Annotated in this window: 6 protein-coding genes; 1 reads left to right on the top strand and 5 read right to left on the bottom strand. The window is 59.5% G+C overall.

Annotated elements, in window-relative coordinates; genetic code table 11:
• A partial coding sequence (locus ACIREA_RS25965; protein ID WP_397385230.1) for an NAD(P)-binding protein occupies positions 1 to 228 on the bottom strand: 228 nt, incomplete at its 3' end.
• A gap of 173 nt (positions 229 to 401) precedes the next feature.
• Between ACIREA_RS25965 and ACIREA_RS25960 the strand changes: the two genes are divergently transcribed.
• Positions 402 to 1,319, top strand: coding sequence for a sugar phosphate isomerase/epimerase family protein (locus ACIREA_RS25960; RefSeq protein WP_397385229.1), 918 nt, complete (start codon positions 402 to 404; stop codon positions 1,317 to 1,319).
• A gap of 72 nt (positions 1,320 to 1,391) precedes the next feature.
• Here the strand turns inward: ACIREA_RS25960 and ACIREA_RS25955 are convergent, their stop codons facing one another.
• The 4 genes from ACIREA_RS25955 to ACIREA_RS25940 form a co-directional block, all read right to left on the bottom strand.
• Entirely contained in the window at positions 1,392 to 1,997 is a 606-nt protein-coding gene (locus ACIREA_RS25955) for an HNH endonuclease (RefSeq protein WP_397385228.1), read from the bottom strand.
• A gap of 166 nt (positions 1,998 to 2,163) precedes the next feature.
• Positions 2,164 to 2,748 carry an HNH endonuclease gene (locus tag ACIREA_RS25950; RefSeq protein ID WP_397385227.1) on the bottom strand — a complete coding sequence of 195 codons (585 nt, stop codon included), beginning with the start codon at positions 2,746 to 2,748 and terminating at the stop codon, positions 2,164 to 2,166.
• Positions 2,749 to 2,770: 22 nt separating this feature from the next.
• On the bottom strand, positions 2,771 to 4,189 hold the full coding sequence (locus ACIREA_RS25945) for an RtcB family protein (RefSeq protein ID WP_397385226.1): 1,419 nt from the start codon (positions 4,187 to 4,189) through the stop codon (positions 2,771 to 2,773).
• A 129-nt stretch (positions 4,190 to 4,318) separates the two neighbouring features.
• Entirely contained in the window at positions 4,319 to 5,095 is a 777-nt protein-coding gene (locus ACIREA_RS25940) for a nucleotidyltransferase domain-containing protein (protein ID WP_397385225.1), read from the bottom strand.
• Positions 5,096 to 5,318: the final 223 nt, after the last annotated feature.

Raw genomic sequence — 5,318 nt, 5'->3', positions numbered from 1 at the left:
CAGCCGGTGCGCCCCTGAATCAAAACGAAATCCGTTTTCAACAAAGGTCGTCGCATTGCCGCCAAAACGGGAAGAAGCCTCCAAGAGTTGAAATTCGAGTCCTGCTTTGCGCGCAAAGTGCCCCACGGCAAGCCCCGCCGGGCCGCCACCAAGGATCATCAGTCCGGAGTGCTGACCGGAAACGCTGTTGGCAATGTGATGTTCAGAGCCAGAGATTGATTCGGCCATTTTTTAGGTATGCCGCCCCCCCGCGCAAGTTCAAGAAAAGACTCCTCCGCTGTCGCGAATAGCGGCTAGACCCACATCACCTCCCACGGCCGGTCATTTTTATCAAAGCCAAACCTTGCGCTCCAGCCCTCTGCATCCATCAATCCTACCTTCCGTATCCCAATCCCCCGACCATGATCAAACTCACCGGCATCGCAGACGAAGCAGGCGCATCCTTGGATGTGCAAATCCAGGCCCACCAGGAACTCGGCTGGGACAGCATCGAGTCACGCATTGTCGAATTCGACGGCGTGAAGGGCAACCTGCATGAGATTCCCGAAGCCACCTTCGACAAGGTCGTGGCACGCTTGGCCGAGAAGAACATGAAGGTCAGCGGCTTCGGCTCCCTGATCGGCAACTGGGCCAAAAAAATCACCGACGACTTCAGCATCACCGAAGCCGAGATCGGCCGTGCCATCCCGCGCATGCAGCGCCTCGGTGCCAAGCTGATCCGAGTCATGAGCTACGCCGTCTGCAAAGACGAAGGCGGCAAGGACTTGGAAGAGCAGTTCGCCCCTGAGCGCATCCGTCGCATGACGGAGATCAACAAGCGCTTTGCCGACGCCGGCATCACCGTGCTGCATGAAAACTGCATGAACTGGGGCGGCATGAGCCCCAGCTACGTGAAGCGCATGGCCGAAGCCGTGCCCGGCATGAAGTGGGTCTTCGACACCGGCAACCCCGTCTTCATCGACGACCGAGACAACCCCGGCCACAAGCAGGATGCGTGGGAAATGTATCAGGCCGTGAAGCCTTTCATGGCTCATGTGCACGTCAAAGATGGCATCTGGGACAAAACCAAGAACGACGCCGTCTACACCTTCCCCGGCGAAGGTGAAGGCCAGACCGAGCGCATCATGAAGGACCTCGTCGAAACCGGCTACAATGGCTACATCAGCATCGAGCCGCATGTCGCCGTCGTCTTCCACGGCGCTGGTGCTGCAGATGATCTCTCCCCTGAGCAGAAGGCCAAGGAACAGTACGACAGCTATGTCAAATACGGCCGCATGCTCGAGGCGATCCTGAAGAAAGTTGGCGCCAAGCTGAGCTGAGTCTGAACATCACCAATCAAGAAGGGCAGGAGTCGCTACAGAGCGGCTCCTGCCCTTTTGGCTGTTTAGCCCTTAAACCTCAAACACCCCGGTCCCGCCTGCGAGAAACATCTCCCAGTCGCGCACGCGGTGATGGTTTTTGATGAGATGCGTGACGGGTATCTCACGTGGCACTGAGGGACGGCGCAGGAGCTTCAGCCCCGCCTCCTCCGGCAGTTTGTTCCCCTTGCGGCTGTTCACCCGGCGGTCTGCCAGCACGCAGTTTTCCCAGTTGCTCGCGCCACCACGGGAGACGGGAACGATGTGGTCGATGTTGCCCTCATGCGGTCGCAGCTTGCGCCCGGTGTATTGGCACATGCCGCCATCGCGCTCCCAGATCGCCTTGGCACAGAATTTGGGGCGACGCTTGGGCACCTTGTCAAAGCGGGCCAGCACCAGCACTGAGGGAACTCGAACGGGCCCGTGCACGGTGCCAATGCTGTTGTCGCCTTCACGCACCTCCAGTTTCAGCCAGTCCTCCCAGGTCACCGGTCGCATGTCACCCGCGGCTTGGATATCCAGTGCGGTCGCATTGCCCGCCGCCATCATGCTGAAGGACTCCATGGGCGTTTTAGAGTCGATGGCCTGCCAGTGCCGATTCAGCACCAGTACGGTCGTTTTGGTCAACGTTTCATTCATGCACAGCTCCTAAGTTGGAATTTCGGCACGAAGGAACTCACACGCTTGGTGATCGTTCCTTGATGTTGGACAGTTATGCTGGCGAGTCTTGGCCGTTTGCCAAGTGCCAAGATCGTTTCCCTGCCCGAATAGGCAAAATGCCGCCGGGTTGCCCCGGCGGCACAGGTCATTTGGCCAGAAACATCTCCCAATCCCGCACCTGATGCGTGTTGCGGATCAGGTGGGTGACGGGCAGTTCGCGTGGCACGGCAGGTTTTCGCAGCAGCTTCAGGCCGGCCTCTTCAGGCAGCTTGCTGCCTTTGCGGCTGTTGACGCGCTTGTCGGCAAGCACGCAGTTTTCCCAGGAGGTGGGTCCGCCACGGGACAGCGGCACGACGTGGTCGATGTTCCCTTCGTGCGGACGCAGCTTGCGGCCGGTGTACTGGCACAGGCCACCATCGCGCTCCCAGATGCCGCGCACGCCAAACTTGGGCCGTTTCTTCGGTACTCTGTCATAGCGGGCCAGCACCAGCACGGAAGGCACACGCACCGGACCGTTCACGGTGCCGATGGTGTTGTCACCTTCACGCACCGGCAGGACCAGCCATTCCTTCCATGTCACCGGACGGATGTTTCCGTCCGCTTCGATGTCGAGCGCTGTGGCCGCTCCGGTGGCGATCATGCTGAAGGCCTCCTGCGGCGTTTTCACGGCGATGGCCTGCCAGTTGCGGTTGAGCACCAGGACGGTGGATTTGGTGAGGAGGTCTTTCATACCTTTCTTGAACTTCATTTTTTTAATCTTCTGCTTTCTCTCCAGCGGGACACATCTTCACGATGCGTGGCTCAAACTTGCCGAGTACTTCGACAAGATCTGTCTGCGCGGCCATGACGCTATGGATGTCCTTGTAAACACCCGGCACTTCATCAAGACCGGCGCTGAGCAGCTCGACACCTGCGGCGGCGAGCTGCCTCTTCACATTTCCCCAGGCAAAGCTCTGCAGCGCCTGGCTGCGGCTCATCACACGACCTGCGCCGTGAGATGCGCTGCGGAGCGACTCGGGGTTCCCCTTGCCACGCACCACAAAGCCCGGCGTCGCCATCGAGCCCGGGATCACTCCCAGCACGCCTGCACCTGCAGGCGTCGCACCTTTGCGGTGCACGATGACTTCGTGCGATTCGCCATTCACCACATGCGTTTCCTTCCATGCGAAGTTGTGGTGGTTCTCGATGTCGAGCATGACATGAGCTCCCACCTTCTTCGCGATGTGCTTGTGAATGAGCGCATGATTCGCCTCTGCGTAACGACCCATGAGGTTCATGGCCGCCCAGTATTCCTGACCGGCCTCTTCCTCAAAGGTGAGCCACGAGAGGTGCTTCATCTCGTTCGGCAAATCGTAACGTCGGTCCATGGCGATGCGGCTATAGTGCTGGCACACCTGCGCCCCCACACCGCGTGAACCGCTGTGAGAAAGCAGCGCGAGGTACTCGCCCGGCTTGATGTCGAAGCCGGACTCCTTCAACGCAACAGCATCATCTGCCGACACACTAAAAGAGCCAAACTCCACGAAGTGATTTCCCGAGCCGCTGGTGCCGAGCTGCGCCCACGCCTTGTCTTTGTGACGGCGCGTGATCGGAGACACGCTCCAGTCCTCGTCCATCACATCGTGCTGGCGGCGCTGCTTGAACTCACAGCCCATGCCAAAGCGCGTTTCGCTTTCGATGATGTTCGCCAGCCGGTCCTTCTGCCCCGCGATGGTGCTGGCCTTGCGGTCATAGACCGTGAGGCGCATGCGGCACGCGATGTCCACACCGACGGCATAAGGAATCACACAATCCTCCGTCGCCAGCACGCCACCAATCGGCAGGCCGTAGTCTGAATGAGCATCCGGCATGAGAGCTCCCGCCACGGCGATGGGCAGCGCACAGGCGTTCGCCAGCTGCTGCACCGCACTCGCATCGAGTCCGACGCCCCATTGATGCCAGGGCGCAATTTGATCGCGCTGCTTGTAGGCAGGCGCATAGAGATCACGAGCGAAGGCCTCCCGCAAAGGATCGCCGAGGAATGATTCCGGCTTGGAGATGATGGTGCCAAGTTCTTCCGCCAGGCGCGCGGACTCGCCGCCTTGGGAGATGAAATTCGCAATGAATTCCATGCCAGACTTGAGCGCTGCGCCCTGGCTTACGCCAAGGCGTGTTAGTTCTTGAGTTTGCATGATGAAATAGAATGAGATGTTGAAAGGCGGGCACGGTCCTCCCGGCAGCGGTGTTCGTTCTTTGGGGTGAAATTGCAGCCTGGAAGAAATTGGAATCCTCCCAGGCTGCTGATCGGCAGAAGTGATCCGCTACGACTTCAAGGCGTAACGCCGGAAGAAGATGTCGAGTTCATCCAGGTCACCCATGGCGTCTTCAGGATCGTTCAGTGCCTTGAGCCTCTGCAGTTCCGCGACAATGAAGCGCGAAAGCACGGCATCGGGCGCAGACTTGCTGAGTTCATCCCCAGCGCGCTTGCGGACCAGGAGAGCCTCAAGGGCCAGCCGGACTTCGCGCTCATCGAGCACGGCATCGACCAGCTCCTGAAAGAGCATGGGCACCTGACCCAGCGAACGCTCGATCCAGCGGCACGCCAGCAGCGGCCGAAGGACGTAGAGATACTTTTTCAGGCTCACCTGTTCCCTGCCCTCCAGATAGCTCTTCCAGTTGCCGGATGCCATGTGCAGGTAGTGCGCAAAGCAGCGGCGCGGCGAATAAAACATCCCGGCCAGTTCCTCGAACTCACGGGTGAAGTCTGGATCACGATGGTACACCATCGGTGACTTCATCCATTCAAGGAGTGGCGGATTGCTTTTCCGCAGCAGGCGCAGCGCCTTGCGCAATTCCCAGCCGCTCACGTCGAGTTCATCGCAGAGCGGTTCTTCGATCACATCGCGCCGGCTCTCGATGGAGAGATACCATTCTCGGCGATGCACGTACAGAAAGCGCACATCGTAGTCGCTGTCTTGGGACGCAAAACCCCAGGCACGGCTGCCGCTTTCGCAGGCATACAGCACACGGACATCTTGTTCGGTTTCGAGACGGTTGAGCGCATTGCGGACGCGCTGAGAGACTTCATTGTTTTGCATGGTAAACCTCCTTTTCTAGGGAGTGGTAAAATGAAAGGCCCGCCGCCCGGAATGGGCGGCGGGCCGTGTGTGTGGTTGGTGTTATAGCTCCACGGCCTCGATCATGCGGATCAGTGCGCCTGGGTCGGAATCCAGCAGCTTCAGAGTCTCCAGCGTTTTGTCGCTGAAGCCGGCCAGGCAGCAAACCTGACGCTCTGGGAACTGCAGGGAGCCGTAGCCGTTC

It is taken from the genome of Prosthecobacter sp. (genome assembly GCF_044373815.1).
Lineage (GTDB): Bacteria > Verrucomicrobiota > Verrucomicrobiia > Verrucomicrobiales > Verrucomicrobiaceae > Prosthecobacter.
Note: the sequence above shows the minus strand (reverse complement) of the source record. Positions and strands in the feature narration are given on the sequence as shown.